17 protein-coding genes are annotated in these 18,243 nt (G+C 72.6%); 10 read left to right on the top strand and 7 right to left on the bottom strand.

Annotated features, from left to right (window positions below):
• The first annotated feature begins 41 nt into the window (after positions 1–41).
• The 5 genes from ACGF3J_RS07485 (at position 42) to ACGF3J_RS07465 (ending at position 4,106) form a co-directional block, all read left to right on the top strand.
• Positions 42–545 carry a DUF3291 domain-containing protein gene (locus ACGF3J_RS07485; protein ID WP_393853604.1) on the top strand — a complete coding sequence of 168 codons (504 nt, stop codon included), beginning with the start codon at positions 42–44 and terminating at the stop codon, positions 543–545.
• A 147-nt stretch (positions 546–692) separates the two neighbouring features.
• Positions 693–1,631: a diiron oxygenase gene (locus ACGF3J_RS07480; protein ID WP_161326622.1), complete on the top strand. Its 939-nt coding sequence runs from the start codon at positions 693–695 to the stop codon at positions 1,629–1,631.
• Between the two features lie 193 nt (positions 1,632–1,824).
• Positions 1,825–2,478, top strand: a complete 654-nt coding sequence (locus ACGF3J_RS07475) for a TetR/AcrR family transcriptional regulator (protein WP_161326621.1) — start codon at positions 1,825–1,827, stop codon at positions 2,476–2,478.
• Between the two features lie 31 nt (positions 2,479–2,509).
• Complete coding sequence (locus ACGF3J_RS07470) at positions 2,510–2,839, top strand: hypothetical protein (RefSeq protein ID WP_122616202.1); 330 nt, start codon at positions 2,510–2,512, stop codon at positions 2,837–2,839.
• 103 nt (positions 2,840–2,942) lie between these two features.
• Positions 2,943–4,106, top strand: coding sequence for a C40 family peptidase (locus ACGF3J_RS07465; protein ID WP_161326620.1), 1,164 nt, complete (start codon positions 2,943–2,945; stop codon positions 4,104–4,106).
• Here ACGF3J_RS07465 and ACGF3J_RS07460 read toward each other — a convergent pair.
• The 5 genes from ACGF3J_RS07460 to ACGF3J_RS07440 are packed head-to-tail and all read right to left on the bottom strand — an operon-like array spanning position 4,067 to position 9,765.
• Complete coding sequence (locus tag ACGF3J_RS07460) at positions 4,067–5,332, bottom strand: styrene monooxygenase/indole monooxygenase family protein (protein ID WP_161326619.1); 1,266 nt, start codon at positions 5,330–5,332, stop codon at positions 4,067–4,069. The two genes, ACGF3J_RS07465 and ACGF3J_RS07460, sit on opposite strands and share 40 nt — an antisense overlap.
• A gap of 33 nt (positions 5,333–5,365) precedes the next feature.
• Complete coding sequence (locus ACGF3J_RS07455; protein WP_122616199.1) at positions 5,366–6,007, bottom strand: ATP/GTP-binding protein; 642 nt, start codon at positions 6,005–6,007, stop codon at positions 5,366–5,368.
• Positions 5,988–6,428, bottom strand: coding sequence for a DUF742 domain-containing protein (locus ACGF3J_RS07450; RefSeq protein ID WP_161326618.1), 441 nt, complete (start codon positions 6,426–6,428; stop codon positions 5,988–5,990). Before ACGF3J_RS07450 ends, ACGF3J_RS07455 begins: the two co-directional genes overlap by 20 nt.
• Entirely contained in the window at positions 6,425–6,928 is a 504-nt protein-coding gene (locus tag ACGF3J_RS07445) for a roadblock/LC7 domain-containing protein (RefSeq protein WP_161326617.1), read from the bottom strand. The genes ACGF3J_RS07450 and ACGF3J_RS07445 overlap by 4 nt, the downstream gene beginning before the upstream one ends.
• A complete protein-coding gene (locus tag ACGF3J_RS07440; protein WP_161326616.1) occupies positions 6,925–9,765 on the bottom strand; it encodes a nitrate- and nitrite sensing domain-containing protein in 2,841 nt (946 codons plus the stop codon). Before ACGF3J_RS07440 ends, ACGF3J_RS07445 begins: the two co-directional genes overlap by 4 nt.
• A 450-nt stretch (positions 9,766–10,215) precedes the next feature.
• Between ACGF3J_RS07440 and ACGF3J_RS07435 the strand changes: the two genes are divergently transcribed.
• Positions 10,216–11,007, top strand: a complete 792-nt coding sequence (locus ACGF3J_RS07435; RefSeq protein ID WP_161326615.1) for a protein phosphatase 2C domain-containing protein — start codon at positions 10,216–10,218, stop codon at positions 11,005–11,007.
• Between the two features lie 16 nt (positions 11,008–11,023).
• Here ACGF3J_RS07435 and ACGF3J_RS07430 read toward each other — a convergent pair whose 3' ends face one another.
• Complete coding sequence (locus ACGF3J_RS07430; protein ID WP_161326614.1) at positions 11,024–11,518, bottom strand: MarR family transcriptional regulator; 495 nt, start codon at positions 11,516–11,518, stop codon at positions 11,024–11,026.
• A gap of 251 nt (positions 11,519–11,769) precedes the next feature.
• Here ACGF3J_RS07430 and ACGF3J_RS07425 point away from each other — a divergent pair, with 251 nt between their 5' ends.
• Entirely contained in the window at positions 11,770–12,597 is an 828-nt protein-coding gene (locus ACGF3J_RS07425) for a lysozyme (RefSeq protein ID WP_161326613.1), read from the top strand.
• Between the two features lie 232 nt (positions 12,598–12,829).
• On the opposite strand, the gene lon is transcribed toward ACGF3J_RS07425, so the two are convergent.
• Positions 12,830–15,253: an endopeptidase La gene (lon, locus tag ACGF3J_RS07420; RefSeq protein WP_161326612.1), complete on the bottom strand. Its 2,424-nt coding sequence runs from the start codon at positions 15,251–15,253 to the stop codon at positions 12,830–12,832.
• A 165-nt stretch (positions 15,254–15,418) separates the two neighbouring features.
• Here lon and ACGF3J_RS07415 point away from each other — a divergent pair, with 165 nt between their 5' ends.
• From ACGF3J_RS07415 to ACGF3J_RS07405, 3 genes are all read left to right on the top strand, one after another.
• Entirely contained in the window at positions 15,419–16,117 is a 699-nt protein-coding gene (locus ACGF3J_RS07415) for a spermidine synthase (RefSeq protein WP_161326611.1), read from the top strand.
• 113 nt (positions 16,118–16,230) lie between these two features.
• A complete protein-coding gene (locus ACGF3J_RS07410; protein ID WP_064729795.1) occupies positions 16,231–16,971 on the top strand; it encodes a response regulator transcription factor in 741 nt (246 codons plus the stop codon).
• Positions 16,968–18,092, top strand: a complete 1,125-nt coding sequence (locus ACGF3J_RS07405) for a cell wall metabolism sensor histidine kinase WalK (RefSeq protein WP_161326610.1) — start codon at positions 16,968–16,970, stop codon at positions 18,090–18,092. Before ACGF3J_RS07410 ends, ACGF3J_RS07405 begins: the two co-directional genes overlap by 4 nt.
• Positions 18,093–18,243: the final 151 nt, after the last annotated feature.

Below are 18,243 nucleotides of genomic sequence, written 5' to 3'. Positions count from 1 at the left end.
GGGGTACCACGGCGCCGACGGCCCGACCTAACGTTCGGTACATGACTGACGCCGTGCACGAACTCGCCCAGGTCAACATCGCCCGCCTCAAGGCCCCGTTGGAATCACCGCAGTTGAAGGACTTCGTGGACGCGCTGGACCCGGTGAACGCGGCGGCGGACGCCGCCGAGGGGTTCGTGTGGCGGCTCCAGAGCGAGGCGGGGGACGCGACCGACATCCCTGTCTTCGGGGACTCCTGGCTGATCATCAACATGTCGGTGTGGCGGGACGGGGACGCCCTGACGGCTTTCATGTACCAGGGGCGGCATCGGGAGATGCTGTCCCGTCGCCGGGAGTGGTTCGAGCGGCTCGCGGAGGCGGTCACCACCTTGTGGTGGGTCCCGGCCGGACACCGGCCCACGGTCGCGGAGGCGGAGTCCCGGCTGCTGCACCTGCGGACCCACGGCCCGACGCCGTACGCCTTCACCTTGCGGACCTCCTTTCCGGCGGGGGCGACGGCGCCGGTGACGGGCGAGGTGCCGGAGGGTCTGGGCTGCTCGCTCTGACGACCCGGGCGCCGCTCACTTCTTTACTCGCGGTCAACAAGTCCTGCGCGGGGGATTGACGAGCTTGCTGACAAGCAGTCTCATAAGACGAGGCAAGCTGGAGTGACCGCGGGTAACACGATCCGTTCGACGAGGTGGGACACAGCCATGACGACCCTGACGGAAGCCGACGCGCTCGACGGTCTGCGCGACGCGCTCGGCCTGCTCAAGGACCGCGAGCAGGTGGCCGAACGGCTGCTGGACTCGTCGGCCAAGCACTCCTTCGACCCGGACAAGGAGCTGGACTGGGAGGCGCCGTTCGAGGACGGCAAGTGGTTCTGGCCGCCGGAGCTGGTGTCGCTGTACGACACCCCGATGTGGAAGCGGATGAGCGAGGAGCAGCGCATCGTGCTCTCCCAGCACGAGGCCGCCGCGCTCGCCTCCCTCGGCATCTGGTTCGAGCTGATCCTCATGCAGCTGCTGGTGCGGCACATCTACGACAAGGCGGCGACGAGCGCGCACGTGCGCTACGCGCTGACCGAGATCGAGGACGAGTGCCGGCACTCGAAGATGTTCGCCCGGCTGATAACCCGCGGCGAGACGCCCTGGTACCCGGTGAGCCCGATGCACCAGCACCTCGGCCGCCTCTTCAAGACGATCTCCACCACGCCCGGCTCCTTCACCGCCACGCTGCTCGGCGAGGAGGTCCTGGACTGGATGCAGCGCCTGACCTTCCCCGACGAGCGGGTCCAGCCGCTGGTCCGGGGCGTCACTCGCATCCACGTCGTGGAGGAGGCCCGGCACGTGCGCTACGCCCGTGAGGAGCTGCGCCGCCAGATGGTGACGGCCCCGAAGTGGTCGCAGGAGTTCACCCGGATCACCTCCGGCGAGTTCGCCCGCGTCTTCTCCGTCGCCTTCGTCAACCCGGAGGTCTACACGAACGTGGGCCTCGACAAGCGCGAGGCCCTCGCGCAGGTCAAGGCCAGCGGCCACCGCCGGGAGATCATGCAGACCGGCGCGAAGCGCCTCACCGACTTCCTGGACGACATCGGGGTGCTGCGGGGGGTCGGACGGCGGCTGTGGAGGTCGTCGGGACTGCTGGCGTAGTCACCGCCCAGCTGCGGGCAGTCGTGGGCGACGGGGGTCCCCCCGCTCGAGCGAAGCCGGGAGCGGGGGAGGCACCCCGCCACGCCGGGCTGCGACACCCGCCCCCGCCCACCCCACCGGACGGCATGATTCGGACACCGCCCAGTCCACCGGCCCGGGGGACCCACCGAGCGGAGCGGTTACGCTGCGGTTCATGACCCCGCAGGCTCCCACCCCCGCCTACCGCCGGCTCAGCGTCGAGGAACGCCGCGTCCAGCTGCTCGACGCGGCGCTCTCCCTCTTCGCGCACCGGCCCCCGGAGGAGGTCTCCCTCGACGACGTGGCCGAGCAGGCCGGGGTCTCGCGGCCGCTGGTGTACCGGTACTTCCCGGGCGGCAAGCAGCAGCTGTACGAGGCCGCGCTGCGGTCGGCCGCCGACGAGCTGCGGCTCTGCTTCGACGAGCCCCGCGAAGGACCGCTGCTGGCCCGGCTGACCCGGGCCCTGGACCGCTACCTCACCTTCGTCGACCAGCACGACACCGGCTTCAGCGCGCTGCTGCGCGGCGGCAGCGTGGCGGAGACCTCGCGGACCTCCTCCATCGTGGACGGGGTGCGCCGGGCCGCGGCCGAGCACATCATGAGCCACCTGGCCGTGGCCGAGCCCGGCCCCCGGCTGCGGATGACCGTCCGGATGTGGATCACGGCGGTGGAGGCGGCCTCGCTGATCTGGCTGGACGAGGAGAAGCAGCCGCCCCTCGACGAGCTGCGGGACTGGCTCGTGGAGCAGTTCCTCGCGGTGCTGACGGTCACCGCCCGCCGCGACCCGCAGACCTCGGCGCTGGTCGAGGCGCTGGCGGCGGACATCTGACACCGCCGCGCGGATCACTGACACTGGTGCCGTGAAGAGCGAAGACACCCCCTTCGAGGGCGGCCCGATGGACGGGCGGGTGCTGCCCGTCCTGGTCGGCATGACCGGGCACCCGCCGAAGACGTACCGCATCCCCGTACCGGACCCGGACGGCGGGCCGCCCACGGTGCTCGTCTACCGGCGCGTGCCCCGCGACGGCCGCGGCGGACTCCGGTTCGCCCGCTGGAAGTACGCGTACGACCCCGAGGGCCGGCTCGGCTCCGGCCGGAAGTGGCCCTGGTCCAAGCCGGACCCGAAGGCCGGACCGGGCGCCGATCCAGACGCCACGCCGGGCGGCAAGCCGGACGACGCCGACGGGTGACCCCGTTGCGCCGAACCGCCCACACTCGGCGCGCGGAACCCACGGGCACGTCACAGGCTCGCGGTGCGGAGCGGACCCGCCGCCCCGCAGCGGAGGTGATGACGTGTCAGGAAGGCTTCTGCGTCTGGTGTGTACGGCGGCAATGGCGGCCGGGATCGCCCTGGCGCCCGGACCCGCCGCGGCCGACCCCGAACCCGGCGGGACCGGCGCGGGCCGCCCCCTGTCCGAGCTGCTGACGGACCTTCAGAAGCTGTACCGGGAGGCGGAGAAGGCCACCGAGACCTACAACGGCACCGAGGTGCGGCTGACCCGGCAGCGGGCCGAGGTGCGGCGGCTGGACGCCGAACTGGCCCGGACCCGGCACTCGCTGAGCGACAGCCGGGGCGCGGCCGGGCGGCTGGCCCGGCAGCAGTACCAGAACACCAGCGACCTCTCCCCCTATCTCCGGCTGCTGCTGGCCCGCGACCCGCAGCACGCCCTCGACCAGGGCCATGTGATCGGGCAGCTGGCCCGGGAACGCGCCGAGACGGTCGGCCGCCTGACCGGCGACACGAAGAAGGCCGACGAGCTGGCCCGCCGGGCGCGCGAGGCCCTGGACGCGCAACGCTCCCTCGCCTCACGCCAGGTCGGCGAGCAGGACGCCGTACGCGACCGGCTGCACGCCGTCGAGGAACTGCTCGCCTCGCTCAGCCCCGCGGAGCTGGCCGCACTTGCGGAGTTCGAGCGGAGCGGGATCGCCGACGCGCAGGAGCGGTTCATGGCGTCCGGCGCGCTCGGCGACGACGCCAAGCCGTCGGGGGCGGGCGACCGGGCGGTGCGCTTCGCGGTGGAGCAGCTCGGCAAACCGTACGAGTGGGGCGCCGAGGGCCCGGCGTCGTACGACTGCTCGGGACTGACCTCGGTGGCCTGGGACCGGGCCGGGACGGCGATCCCCCGGACCAGCCAGGAGCAGTGGGCCCGGCTGGACCGTGTGCCGCTCGGCGAACTGCGGCCCGGTGACCTCGTCGTGTACTTCCCCGAGGCCACCCACGTCGCGATGTACCTCGGTGACGGCATGGTCGTCCAGGCCCCCCGCCCCGGCGCCGAGGTCAAGGTCTCCCCGATCGCCGCCAACCCGGTCCTGGGCGCGGTACGCCCCGACCCCGCCGCCGAACCCTTGCGGCAGTACGCGCCTCCGGCCCTCCCCGAGGGGGCGGCGGACGGGTCGGACGAGGGATACGCGGCCCCCTACGCGCCGGCCGCGGCTCCCGAGATCTCGGCGAGGTAGGCCTCGGTCTTCGCCGGCTCGTAGAAGAAGTTCTCGAAGTCGGACGGGTCGTTGAAGCCGTTGGCGAAGCGGTCGGCGGCGGGCTGGAGCTGACCGGCGGCGCCGATGAGGTTCAGGATGTGCTCCGGCGGCGGCGCGAGCATGGCGTTCGTCCACTTGGTGACGTGCTGGGCGGTCTGCCAGTAGCGGTCGAAGGTCTGCCGCATCCACGCCTCGTCGAACTCCCCGTCGCCCCGTTCCAGGATCGAGGCGAGGTAGGCCGCGGCGCACTTGGAGGCGGAGTTGGAGCCCTGGCCGGTGATCGGGTCGTTGGCGACGACCACGTCGGCCACGCCGAGCACCAGGCCGCCGCCGGGGAGCCGGCCGATCGGGTTGCGCACGGTCGGGGCGTAGCGGCCGGCCAGCGTGCCGCCGGCGTCGGTCAGCTCGACCTTGGTGGCCCGCGCGTACTCCCAGGGCACGAACTTCTCCATGAGCTCCAGGGTCAGGGAGAGGTGCTCGGCCGGGTCCTTGACGTCCTTGAAGGCGTCCAGCGGGCCGCCGGGTATGCCCTCCCAGAACAGGATGTCCGCGCGGCCGGAGGTGGTGAACGTCGGCATGATGAACAGCTCGCCGACTCCGGGGACCAGGTTGCAGCGGACGGCCTCGGTCTCCGGGTGCTCCGGGCGCGGGCCCATCCCGTGCACGTAGGCCACCGCGAGGGCGCGCTGCGGCTCCGCGTACGGGGAGCGGGAGGCGTCGCGCCCGAACATCTGGACCAGCTCGCCCTTGCCCGCGGAGACCAGCACCAGGTCGTAGGCGCGGGAGAAGTAGTCCAGGTCGCCGACGGCCGCGCCGTGGATGACCAGCTGGCCGCCTCGCTGGGCGAAGGTCTCCATCCAGCCGGCCATCTTCACCCGCTGGTCGACGGACTGCGCGAAGCCGTCGAGCCGGCCCAGCCAGTCGATCGCCCGCTGGGTCGGGCCCGGGTCGTGCGAGCCGGGGGCGGCGACCGAGACGCCGAGTCCCTCGATCTTCGGGGCCTGGGACTCCCAGAAGTTCAGCTGGAGGTCGCGCTCGTGCTGGAGAGCCGTGTGGAACATGCACTGCGTCGACATGACCCGGCCGGTGCGGATCTCGTCCGCGGTCCGGTTGGACATCAGGGTGACCTCGTAGCCGTGCGACTGGAGGCCGAGGGCGAGCTGGAGACCGGACTGGCCGGCTCCGACGACGAGTATCTTCCGCATGCGGGGGACGCTCCTAAGGGGACTGCTCGGGGGTTACTCGGGGGTTTCGTCGAGCGCGTGGCCCACGAGGGACAAGAGGGTCTCGATGGCCGAGATCCGACGGCGCGCATCCATGATCATTACAGGTATGTGCGCGGGGATCGTCAGCGCCTCCCGCACGTCCTCCGCCCCGAACAGCTCGCTGCCGTCGAAGTGGTTCACGGCGACGACGTACGGCAGTCCGCAGCTCTCGAAGTAGTCCAGCGCCGGGAAGCAGTCCTTCAGGCGCCGGGTGTCGGCCAGCACGACGGCGCCGATCGCGCCGCGCACCAGGTCGTCCCACATGAACCAGAACCGCTGTTGGCCCGGCGTGCCGAACAGGTACAGCACCAGGTCGTCGTCGAGCGTGATGCGGCCGAAGTCCATGGCCACGGTGGTGGTGAGCTTGCCCGGGGTGGCGGTGAGGTCGTCGGTCTCCTCGCTCGCCTCGGTCATCAGCGCCTCGGTCTGCAGGGGCGTGATCTCCGAGACGGCGGTGACCAGCGTGGTCTTGCCGACGCCGAACCCGCCCGCCACCACGATCTTCGTGGCGATGGGCGCCCGGGTCGGGTCCGTCTGCCAGGGCTGTGCGGGCTCGTCGGGGTCGACGAGCGGGGAGACGCCGGAGGCGGCGGCGTCAGAGACGACGGAGTCCACTGAGCACCCTTTCGAGCAGAGCGCGGTCCGGGCGGCCCGTGCCGTGGCCGGTCCCGGTGCCGTACACACGGATCTTTCCCTGGTCCGCCAGGTCGCTGAGGAGCACGCGGACCACGCCGAGCGGCATCTTCAGCAGCGCGGCGATCTCGGCCACCGTACGCATACGGCGGCACAGTTCGACGATGGCCCGCATCTCCGGCATCACCCGGGAGGTCAGGCCGCCGTTCGTCAGTTCCTTGCGCTCCTCGGCGGCTTCGAGCGCGGCGGTGCCGGCCGTGGCGCCGACGAACGTCTCGACCAGCAGGACGTGGCCGAAGCGGGTCCGTCCGCCGGTGAGCGAGTAGGGGCGTACGCGGGCGGGTTTGCGGTCGGCGCCGCGTACGGGGAGGTTCCCCCGGCCGTTGCCGGGACTGCTGCTCATCGGGCGCTCCCCGTCGACTCGGACTCCAGGGACTTCCGCAGCTCGCTGCGGAGTTCGGGCGTCAGGACATGGCCGGCGCGGCCGACGAAGAGTGCCATGTGGTACGCGACGACGCTCATGTCGCAGTCCGCGGAGCCGTGCACGCCGAGCAGCGAGCCGTCGCTGATCGACATCACGAACAGGCTGCCCTCGTCCATCGCGACCATCGTGTGCTTCACCGGGCCGTAGTCCATCAGGCGGGCGGCCCCGATGGTCAGGCTGCCCACGCCGGAGACGACGGTGGCGAGGTCGGCCGCCGAGCCGCGCGGACCGGTGCGGGGCGCTTCGCGGACCTGCCGGGCCTCCTCGTTCCGACCGGGGTCGGAGGAGAGGAGCAGGAGGCCGTCGGAGGAGACCACCGCGACCGATTGGATGCCGGGCACCTCCTCCACGAGGTTGGTCAGCAGCCAGTGGAGATTGCGGGCCTCACTGCTCAGACCGAAGGTACTGGGCGCGGTCAACTGCTTGCCTCCTCGACGGTGCCCCCCGTGGCTTCTTCGGTTGTGTCCGCCGCGGCGATCTCCGCCTCGACGTCGCGTCGTCCGGCTTCCGCCCCCTGGCGGAATCCTCCCAGACGGCGGCGGAGTGCCTCGGCGTCGACGGAGCCCGAGGGGCGCGGCCGCGGTACCGCCGCGGGGGTGCTGAGCTTCGGGGTCCGCTTGGGCAGGCCCTTGTCGGTGACGGGTTCGGCCTCGTCCGGCGCGCGGTCGTGGGCGTCGGGGCCGACGGCGTACGGGTCGGGCGCCGGCTCCGGTCCGGGAGCGGGCTCCGGGGCCGCGGCGGGTTCCGGGTCCGGTGGTCCGGCCTGGGCCGGGAGCAGCAGCGCCATCGTGGTGTCGTCGGGGAGGTCCCGGCCGGGGGCCGCGGTCTCGTCCCGGGAGTCGGGCGCGTCGGCGTTCGTCGCGGCGCTCTCGGCGACCGGTGCGCCCTCCGGCTCCGGCTCCGGTTCCGGCTCCGGTGCGTCCGCGGAGGCCGGTGCGGCGGAAGCGTCCGCTTCCGCGCGTCGTACGGCCTCCTCGGCCGAAGCCACCAGCGGGTCCGCGCTCCGGTGCCCACCCTTCGTGGCGCGCCCGTGCAGGACGTTGGAGTTGGCCTCCGCGTCGGCGCCGGGCAGGGAGAAGGAACCCGTGCCGTCGGACACCGGCACGGTCGGGGCCAGTGCCGCCGGCGGAGCCGGGGCGAGCAGCGGAGCGGGCAGTACGAGGACGGCCGCGACCCCGCCCTGCTTCTGCTCGCGCAGCCGCACGCGCGCCCCGTGCCGGTGGGCGAGCCGGGCGACCACGTAGAGGCCGAGCCCGAGACCGTCCTCGCCCTCCTGGTCGTACGGCGCCTGCGGGTCGAAGTCGGTGAGGCGGGCGTTGAGCCGCTGGAGCCGGTCGGTGGCCATGCCGATGCCCTCGTCCTGGACGGAGAGCATCACCTCGCCGTTCTCCAGCAGCCAGCCGGAGACCTCGACGGGCAGGTCGGGCGGCGAGAACGAGGTGGCGTTCTCCATCAGTTCGGCGAGCAGGTGCGAGAGGTCGTCGGCGGCGAAACCGGCGACGTGCGCGTGCGGCGGCAGCGCGGCGATACGGACCCGCTCGTACCGCTCGATCTCGCTCACCGCGGCCCGGACCACGTCGACCAGCGGCACGGGTGAGGCGCTGTGCTGGACGTGTTCGGTGCCGGCCAGCACGAGGAGGTTCTCGCTGTGCCGGCGCATGACGGTGGCGAAGTGGTCGAGCTTGAACAGGGTGGACAGGCGGTCCGGGTCCTGCTCGCGCTCCTCCAGGCTCTCGATGACGGCGAGTTGCCGCTCGACCAGGCCGAGGGTGCGCAGCGCGAGGTTGACGAAGGTGGAGCCGATGCTCTTGCGGACCACGTCGAGGTGGGCGGCCGACTCGGCGAGTTCGGCGCGCAGTTCCTCCCGGGCGTCGGCCATCTTCTGGCGCTGGCCGACGAGGTGCTTGCGGTCGGACTCCAGCGTGTTGACCCGCTCGGCGAGCGTCGCGGCGTGCGCGCGCAGGGCGTTGACGGAGCGGACGACCTGGGCGAACTCGTCGTTGCGGCCGGTGAAGGCGACCGGCTCCTCGGCCGCCACGTCCTCCGCGCCGGCCAGCCGGGCCGAACCCCGGCGCAGCACCGACAGCGGGCGGGTGAGGGTGCGGGCCATGGCGGTGGCGATGCCGAGGGCGAGCAGGATCAGGGCGCCGAGGGCTGCGATCCGGATCTCCAGCGCGGTGACGTCGTCGTCGCGCAGCTGCTCCAGCGCCGTGGTGCGCTTCTCGTAGAGGGCGGACTCGGCGCCGCGCATCGCGTCGACGCGGGCGGAGAGCGCGGCGTCGAGCCGCTTGGTGCTGGTGCCGAGGTCGTCGTCGGAGAGCGTCGGTTCGTCGGTGAGTCCGGCGAGGTACTTCTCGGCGGAGTTGACCTCGGGCCCGGCGACGGTGGCGTCGAAGCTGCTCCGCGCCTCCTTGGGGGCGCCCTCGCGGAAGTCGGCGAGCGCCGCGTCGGAGCGCACCCGGGCCTGCTGGGCGGCGGCGGCGAGCGCGTCGCGCTGCTTGGCGTCGGCGTCCGAGGAGCTGGTCGTCTCGGTCGGCAGGCCGGTGATCGGGTCGATGACGGTCCGGGTGCTGCTGGGCACGGAGAGCGCCGCGAGCAGCAGGCCACGGGTGGCGGCGGCCTGCTGGACGGCGGTGTCCAGTTCGGCCAGCGCGTAGGCACCGGCGCCCGCGCGGGGCGGCATCTCCTCGGCCAGTTCCTCGGCCAGGGCGTGGAGTTCGGTGATGGCCTCGGAGTACGCCTGGTGGGATTCGAGGGCGGTGCTCTTGCCGGTGAGGGCGGCCCGGCGCAGGGCGGCGATGGCGTCCAGGTCCTCGCGCAGGGCGGAGGGCGTGTCGGTGTCGGCGCGCAACTCCTCGACCTGCCGGTCCACTCGGGCGCTGCGCTGCTCGGAGGGCGCCTTGTCCTCGGGCCGGCCGGCCGCGACGTAGGGGGTGACCTCGTCGCGCTCGTCGGCGAGGGAGTGGGCGAGGCTGAGCGCGCCCTGGGTGCGTTCGGCGAGCGTCACCAGTTCCTGGGAGTCGTGCAGTTGCCCGGAGGCGGTCACGACCGAGGGGGCGCCGGCCGCGGCGACGGCTGCGGCCACGACCGCCACGGCGACGATCAGGCGGTTGCGTACGTGGGTGGGACGACCCTTGCCGACGGGGGTCTCCGGCGGCGGAGGGGTGGAGGTGCCGGGGGTGCGCTCCGCGCTCCCCGCGGGGGCCGTCTGCTTGTCTGTGCGACGAGGCCGCGTCTTCTGCACCGGTGCTCGCATTCCTCACTCGTGTACCCGTGGGCCCGGGTGGCGCTCCGTCAACTGGCCGGTCGGCGCAGGCATCCTCCGCCGAGCTCCGGGCCGTGCCCCGGCCGCCGGCAGGGCGTCGGGCGGGGAGACCGCGTGAGCGGGGCTGGCCCCCCGCAGTTTCCCGACCCTCCCAGTGCCGGTGGGTGGTGAGTACGCATCATCCGACCCGCCACTCGAAGGAGTGAACCCCGGACGGGAGTTGGTGGGCAAGTTCCCCCGGCGCGTGCGCCACGGGTGTGCGGCGAGCCGGTTGGACGTCTGCGACGGGCGGTGGCACTATGTGCCGCCACGTGTCGTCCGGGCCTGTGATTCCACCCCAAATCAGGCGCCTGACCTGCACCGGCGCATGGGTTCCGGCGGAATCCGTGGAGGGTGCCAGCCTTTTGCGGACACTGTGAAGGGGTCGTGCAGACTGGCCGGATGCGCACCGAACTCGTCTCGGAACCCGGACTGGCCGACCACCCCAACGAGGACTTCGCGAGCGTCGGGCTACCGGCCTCGGGGCAGGGCGGCTCACTCGTCCTGCTGGACGGGGTGACGCCTCCGCGGACCGGGACGGGGTGTCTGCATTCCGTGCCCTGGTTCACGGCCCACCTCGGCGGCGCGCTGACCGAACTGACCGTTTCACTGCCGGATGCCCCCCTCGTCGACGCGCTGTCCCGCGCCATCGCGCGTACCTCCGCGGCACACGCGGAAACCTGTGACCTTTCTCACCCGCGCACCCCGCAGGCAACCGTGGTCCTCGCCCGCTGGTCCCCCGCCGAGGTCGAGTACCTGGTCCTCTCCGACTCCGCCCTGCTGGTGGAGGCGCCCGACGGGGCGGTCTCGGCCGTGCTGGACGACCGGCTGGCCCGGCTCCCCCGCTCGGCGCTCGCCACGGACGCGATGGTGGACGCCAACCTGCGCAACAAGGAGGGCGGTTTCTACACGGCCGCGGCCGATCCGGCAGTGGCGGCGCGCGCGGTGACGGGGGTGCTGCCGCGCGGCGAGGTGCGGACCCTGGCCGCGCTGACGGACGGGGCCGGGCGGTGGGTGGAGAAGTTCCGGGAGGGCGACTGGGCGGACTGCCTCACGCTGCTGCGCAAGCGGGGGGCGCGGGCCCTGGTGGACCGCGTACGGGAGCTGGAGCGGACGGACGCGGCGGGTGCCCGCGCACACCTCGGCCGCAGCAAGACCCACGACGACGCGACGGTGGTGTACGCGGAGCTGTGAGGCGCGCGGGCCGCGGCTACTTCTCCATCCCGCGGTTCAGTTCGTGCAGCAGGCGGGCCAGTTCCGAGACCTCGCGCGGGTCCCAGTCGGCGAGCCGGCCGGCGTAGCGGGCGCGTCGGGCCTCGCGTACCCGGCCGACGCGGTCCTGGCCCTCCCGGGTCAGGGTGACGAGCCAGGCGCGGCCGTCGGCGGGGTCGGGCTCGCGGGCGACGAGGCCGAGTTCCTCCAGGGCTCGCAGCTGCCGGGACATGGTGGCCTTGCCGACGCCGATGTATGCGGCGAGGTCGGTGGCCCGCTGCCCGCCGCACTCGCCGAGCCGCACGAGAAGGCCGTACGCGGAGGACTCCAGGTCGGGGTGGACCTCCCGGGCCATCTCGCCCTGGTTGGCCCGGGCGCGCCGCAGCAGCACCGTCAACTCCCGCTCCAGCGCCAGGAACTCAGGCTGGTTCACACCACTGCCGGCAGGCTCGGACTCGACTCCTCGACCGTCGCCGTTCCCGCTTTCGTGCACGTCAGCCCCTGCCTCGGTTCTTCCGGTTTTCCCGGTCCTGAAAGTTTCCGCCACGGCCAGCCATCACCGCAGCTCCGCAAGTATTTCGCAGGCTTAGACCAACGGCAGCTTCCGGCCCCCCTTCCCACCTCCCGTTCTACGTGCGTAGCGTCTTCACCGGACCCCTGAATGGCATGCCCACGCCACTCACGGGATCTCCTCCCCACGCACGCATCCCCCACCGAGCACCACCGAGCCATCGGAGGCACGTCATGCTCGTGCACAGATCCGGATCGGCCCGCGGCCGGCGTCTCGCCGTCACCGGGATCCTGCTCGCCGCCCTCTCCCTGGTGTCCGCCCTCCCCGCGCAGGCGGCGTCGGCCGCCGACACCCCGCCGCGCGGCTCCGCCCACATGGGCATGGGCGTCCTCGAACACGACGGGAGCCACGGCACCCCGGTCCCGGGCGACGCCGCCCAGACGGAGGGCGTCGACGTCTCCAGCCACCAGGGCAACGTGGCCTGGTCGACCCTGTGGAACAGCGGGGTCAAGTGGGCCTATGTCAAGGCCACCGAGGGGACGTACTACACCAACCCGTACTTCGCCCAGCAGTACAACGGCTCGTACAACGTCGGGATGATCCGCGGCGCCTACCACTTCGCCACCCCGGACAGCGCGAGCGGCGCCGCCCAGGCCAATTACTTCGTCGACCACGGCGGCGGCTGGTCCAGGGACGGCAGGACGCTGCCGGGGGCACTCGACATCGAGTGGAACCCGTACGGCGCCGCCTGCTACGGCAAGACGCAGAGCCAGATGGTCTCCTGGATCCGCGACTTCCTGAACACGTACAAGGCCCGCACCGGCCGTGACGCCGTGATCTACACGGCCACCAGCTGGTGGACCCAGTGCACCGGCAACTACGGCGGCTTCGCCGCGAACAACCCGCTCTGGATCGCCCGGTACGCCGCGTCGGTGGGCACGCTGCCGGCCGGCTGGGGCTACTACACGATGTGGCAGTACACGTCGTCCGGTCCGACGGTCGGCGACCACAACAGGTTCAACGGCGCGCTCGACCGCGTGCAGGCCCTCGCCAACGGCTGACGGCGTCGGCGCCGGTCGCCCGGGCCGGGGCGACCGGCGCCGGCCCGCGTCACCGGGCTCGGTCGCCGTCCCCGGTGCCGTGCCTCCCCGTCCGCACCTTGCCGGCGCTCGCCGCCACCACCGGCGCGACGGCCAGGCACCGCGGCAGGGAGAGGCCCTGGTCCGCCTCGCATACGGCGGAGGCCCGGACCCCTCAGGGGATCCGGGCCTCCGTCTCATCCGGCAGCGTCCGTCACGCCGCGACCGGAGTCCTGCGCGCCGCCCCGTTCGTCGCGGGGGCGAGCGCCAGCTCCAGCACCTGGCGGACGTCGCTGACGGCGTGGACGTCGAGCTTGTCGAGGACCTCCGCCGGGACGTCGTCCAGGTCGGGCTCGTTGCGCTTGGGGATGATCACCGTGGTGACCCCCGCCCGGTGCGCCGCGAGCAGCTTCTGCTTGACCCCGCCGATGGGCAGGACCCGGCCGGTGAGCGAGACCTCGCCGGTCATCGCCACGTCGGTGCGGACCAGCCGCCCGGACAGCAGCGAGGCGAGGGCCGTGGTCATGGTGACGCCGGCGCTCGGGCCGTCCTTGGGGACCGCGCCCGCCGGGAAGTGGATGTGCGCTCCCCGGTCCTTGAGGTCGCCCACCGGCAGTTCCAGCTCGGCTCCGTGGCTGCGCAGGAAGCTCAGCGCGATCTGCGCCGACTCCTTCATCACGTCGCCCAGCTGACCGGTCAGGGTCAGCCCTGCCGCGCCCGTCTCCGGGTCGGCCAGCGACGCCTCGACGTAGAGGACGTCGCCGCCCGCGCCGGTGACCGCGAGGCCGGTGGCCACGCCCGGCACCGAGGTGCGCCGCTCCGCCGGGTCCTGGGCGGACTCGGGCACGTGGTGCGGCCGGCCGATCAGACCGCGCAGGTCGGCCTCCGTGACGGTGAAGGGCAGCTCCCGCTCGCCCAGCTCGTGCTGGGCCGCGACCTTGCGCAGCAGCCGGGCGATCGACCGCTCCAGGGTGCGTACGCCCGCCTCACGGGTGTACTCGCCGGCGAGCTTGCGCAGCGCGCCCTCGTCGACCGTGACCTCGTCGCCGTCGAGTCCGGCCCGCTCCAGCTGGCGCGGGAGCAGGTGGTCACGGGCGATGACGACCTTCTCGTCCTCGGTGTAGCCGTCCAGGCGGACCAGCTCCATACGGTCGAGCAGCGCCTCCGGGATGGCCTCCAGGACGTTGGCGGTGGCGAGGAAGACCACGTCGGACAGGTCCAGCTCGACCTCCAGGTAGTGGTCCCGGAAGGTGTGGTTCTGGGCCGGGTCGAGGACTTCGAGCAGGGCCGCGGCGGGGTCGCCGCGGAAGTCGGAGCCGACCTTGTCGATCTCGTCGAGCAGGACGACCGGGTTCATGGACCCCGCCTCCTTGATCGCCCGCACGATCCGGCCGGGCAGCGCGCCGACGTAGGTACGCCGGTGGCCGCGGATCTCGGCCTCGTCGCGGACGCCGCCGAGGGCGACGCGGACGAACTTGCGGCCCATCGCGTGGGCGACGGACTCGCCGAGCGAGGTCTTGCCGACGCCGGGCGGGCCCACCAGGGCCAGCACGGCACCGCCGCGCCGGCCGCCGACCACGCCGAGGCCCCGGTCACCGCGGCGCTTGCGCACGGCGAGGTACTCGGTGATGCGCTCCTTCACGTCCTCCAGGCCCGCGTGCTCGGCGTCGAGCACGGCCTGGGCGCCCTGGATGTCGTAGGCGTCCTCGGTGCGCTCGCTCCACGGCATCTCCAGGACCGTGTCGAGCCAGGTGCGGATCCAGGAGCCCTCGGGGGACTGGTCGGAGGACCGCTCCAGCTTGTCGACCTCCTTGAGCGCGGCCTCGCGGACCTTCTCGGGCAGGTCGGCGGCCTCGACACGGGCGCGGTAGTCGTCGGACTCCTCACCGTCCTGCTCGCCGTTGATCTCGCGCAGCTCCTTGCGCACCGCGTCGAGCTGGCGGCGCAGCAGGAACTCCCGCTGCTGCTTGTCGACGCCCTCCTGGACGTCCTTGGCGATGGTCTCGGCGACGTCCTGCTCGGCGAGGTGGTCGCGCAGCTGCTGGGTGGCGAGCTTCAGGCGGGCCACCGGGTCGGCGGTCTCCAGCAGCTCGACCTTCTGCTCGGTGGTGAGGAACGGCGAGTAACCGGAGTTGTCGGCCAGCGCGGAGACGTCGTCGATGGCCTGGACGCGGTCGACGACCTGCCAGGCGCCGCGCTTGCGCAGCCAGGCGGTGGCGAGCGCCTTGTACTCCTTCACCAGCTCGGCGACCTGGCCGGGCAGGGGGTCGGGCACGGTCTCGTCGACGCGGGTGCCCTCGACCCAGAGCGCGGCGCCGGGCCCGGTGGTGCCGGCGCCGATCGCCACCCGGCCCCGGCCGCGGATCAGGGCGCCCGGGTCGCCGTCGGCCAGCCGGCCGACCTGCTCGACGGTGCCCAGGACGCCGGTGGCGGCGTGGGTGCCGTCGATGCGCGGGACGAGCAGGACCTTGGGCTTGCCGGGCTCGGACCGGGCGGCGGCCTGGGCGGCCTCCACCGCGGCCCGTACCTCGGCGTCGCTCAGGTCCAGGGGGACGACCATGCCGGGCAGGACCACTTCGTCGTCGAGCGGCAGCACGGGCAGGGTGAGCGGTGTGAAGGCGGCGGACTCAGCAGCCATGATCTCCCCTTCGGCAGTCAAGTTGAGTTACATCGACTCAATGAAAGGGAGTCCCTGATTGTTCCCCCGCGGGTGTTCGCTGTGAGCGATCACCGGTCGCGGCGCCCGCGGCCCGTGCACGAAAAGCGCTCCCGGCCCGCGCGGCATTCCTGCCAGGATGGGCCGATGGCCATCACTTCCCCCGACTTCCGCGAGACACCCGAGGTGCTGGACCGCAGGGAGGGCCCGTACGGCGAGGTCGTCCTGCGCCGCCACGGGGCGCTGCTCCAGATCATCGCGAACGGCTGCTTCCTGATGGACACCTCCGACGGGCGCTCCGAGCGGCGGCTGGTCGACGCGGCGGCCGACGCGCTCGCCGGGTCCGGCGGGCGGACCGCCCCGCACCTGCTCATCGGCGGGCTCGGCGTCGGCTTCTCGCTGGCCCACGCGGCGGCCGACCCCCGGTGGGGCCGGATCGCGGTCGTCGAGCGGGAGCCCGCCGTCATCGACTGGCACCGCGCCGGACCGCTCTCCGCCCTGTCGGCGCGGGCGCTGGCCGACCCGCGCACGAAGATCGTCGAGGCGGACCTGGTCGCCTACGTCAATGAGACTTCCGACACGTACGACGCGCTCTGCCTGGACATCGACAACGGCCCCGGCTGGACCGTCACCGAGGGCAACGACGGGCTGTACGGACCGTCCGGACTGGCGGGCTGCGCACGGCTGTTGAGACCCGGCGGGGTACTTGCCGTATGGTCTGCGCAACCCTCTCCGGAATTCGAAGAAACCTTGCGTAATGCCGGTTTCCAGCAGGTGCGTACCGAAGAGATCCCCGTTGCCCGGGGCGTTCCGGACGTCGTCCATCTCGGCGTCGGTCCTGGATAGCAATGGCGTGGGGACTCCCCGTACGCTGCTGCTCTGACACGGATCATTCAAGCGTCAATCGCAGTCATGGGATCACCCCACGGATTCCGGAAAGCACACCTCAGGGGCGGGCGATGGAGCAGACACAGACCTCCCACAACGGCTCGGCCGCGGCCACCCAGGGCGCACAGCGCCGGGTGCTGGTGGTCGAGGACGACCAGACGATCGTGGACGCCATCGCGACCCGCCTGCGCGCCGAAGGGTTCCTGGTGCAGACGGCGGGCGACGGTCCGTCCGCCGTCGACACGGCCGAGGCATGGCAGCCCGACCTGCTCATCCTCGACATCATGCTGCCGGGCTTCGACGGCCTGGAGGTCTGCCGGCGCGTGCAGGCCCAGCGGCCGGTGCCGGTGATGATGCTCACCGCGCGCGACGACGAGACGGACATGCTGGTCGGGCTCGGCGTGGGCGCCGACGACTACATGACCAAGCCGTTCTCGATGCGCGAGCTGGCCGCGCGCGTGCACGTGCTGCTGCGCCGGGTGGAGCGGGCCGTCGTGGCCGCCTCGACGCCGCGCAGCGGCATCCTGCGCCTCGGCGAGCTGGAGATCGACCACGCGCAGCGCCGGGTGCGGGTGCGCAGCGAGGACGTCCACCTCACGCCGACCGAGTTCGACCTGCTGGTCTGCCTGGCGAACACCCCGCGCGCGGTGCTCTCCCGTGAACAGCTGCTGGCCGAGGTCTGGGACTGGGCGGACGCCTCCGGCACCCGGACCGTGGACAGCCACATCAAGGCGCTGCGCCGGAAGATCGGCGCCGAGCGCATCCGCACCGTGCACGGCGTGGGCTACGCGCTGGAGACGCCGACGCCATGAGCCGAGGGCGGGAGGCCGCACGGAGGAGCCCCGGCCCCCGCATCGCCGGGGAGCCCTGGGGCGGCGTACGCCCGTTCTCGGTCAAGACCAAGCTGGGCGCGCTGGTCGTCACGTCGGTGCTGATCACCACCGGTCTCTCGGTGATCGCGGTGCACACCAAGACGGAGCTGCGCTTCATCACGGTCTTCTCGATGATCGCCACGCTGCTGATCACCCAGTTCGTGGCGCACTCGCTGACCGCGCCGCTGGACGAGATGAACGCGGTGGCCCGGTCCATCTCGCACGGCGACTACACGCGCCGGGTACGCGAGAACCGCCGCGACGAACTGGGCGACCTGGCCGTCACCATCAACCGCATGGCCGACGACCTGGAGGCCCAGGACCTCCAGCGCAAGGAGCTGGTCGCGAACGTCTCGCACGAGCTGCGCACCCCCATCGCGGGCCTGCGCGCGGTGCTGGAGAACATCGTCGACGGCGTCACCGAGGCCGACCCGGAGACCATGCGCACCGCGCTCGGCCAGACCGAGCGGCTCGGCCGGCTGGTGGAGACGCTGCTGGACCTCTCCCGCCTGGACAACGGCGTGATACCGCTGCGCAAGCGGCGCTTCGAGGTCTGGCCGTACCTGTCCGGCGTGCTCAAGGAGGCCAACATGGTCGCCTCCGCCCGCGCGGGCATCGCCTCCGGCTCGGGCAGCCACACCCGCACCGACGTGCACCTGGCGCTCGACGTCTTCCCGCCGGAGCTGACCGCGCACGCCGACCCCGAGCGCATCCACCAGGTCGTCGCCAACCTCATCGACAACGCGGTCAAGCACAGCCCGCCGCACGGCCGCGTGACGGTCAAGGCGCGCCGCGGGGAGCTGCCCGAGTCGCTCGAGCTGGAGGTCCTCGACGAAGGCCCCGGTATTCCGCGATCGGAGTGGCGCCGGGTGTTCGAGCGCTTCAACCGGGGGTCGGTGTCCCGGCCGCACGGTCCGGGCAGCGACGGCGGTACCGGTCTGGGCCTGGCGATCGCGCGCTGGGCGGTGGATCTGCACGGCGGCCGGATCGGTGTGGCCGAATCCGAGCGGGGGTGCCGGATTCTCATCACTCTTCCGGGCCTTCCCCCGACCTCCGGTTGACGTAGGGTTCGAAGCGGAGCATCAAGATCCACGGGCATCCGCCCTGGCGGACACGTGTGATCACGGACAGGCCCGCGTTTCCCCGGCGCCGGGTCCCGCTCCGCTCTTCCCACGCGCAGCAGAACCTCGCTTGTTTCCCGCCATTTCCAGC

It is taken from the genome of Streptomyces sp. NPDC048171 (assembly GCF_043202655.1).
Lineage (GTDB): Bacteria > Actinomycetota > Actinomycetes > Streptomycetales > Streptomycetaceae > Streptomyces.
The sequence above is the reverse complement of the archived record's forward strand: the minus strand, read 5'-3'. Positions and strand labels throughout refer to the sequence as shown.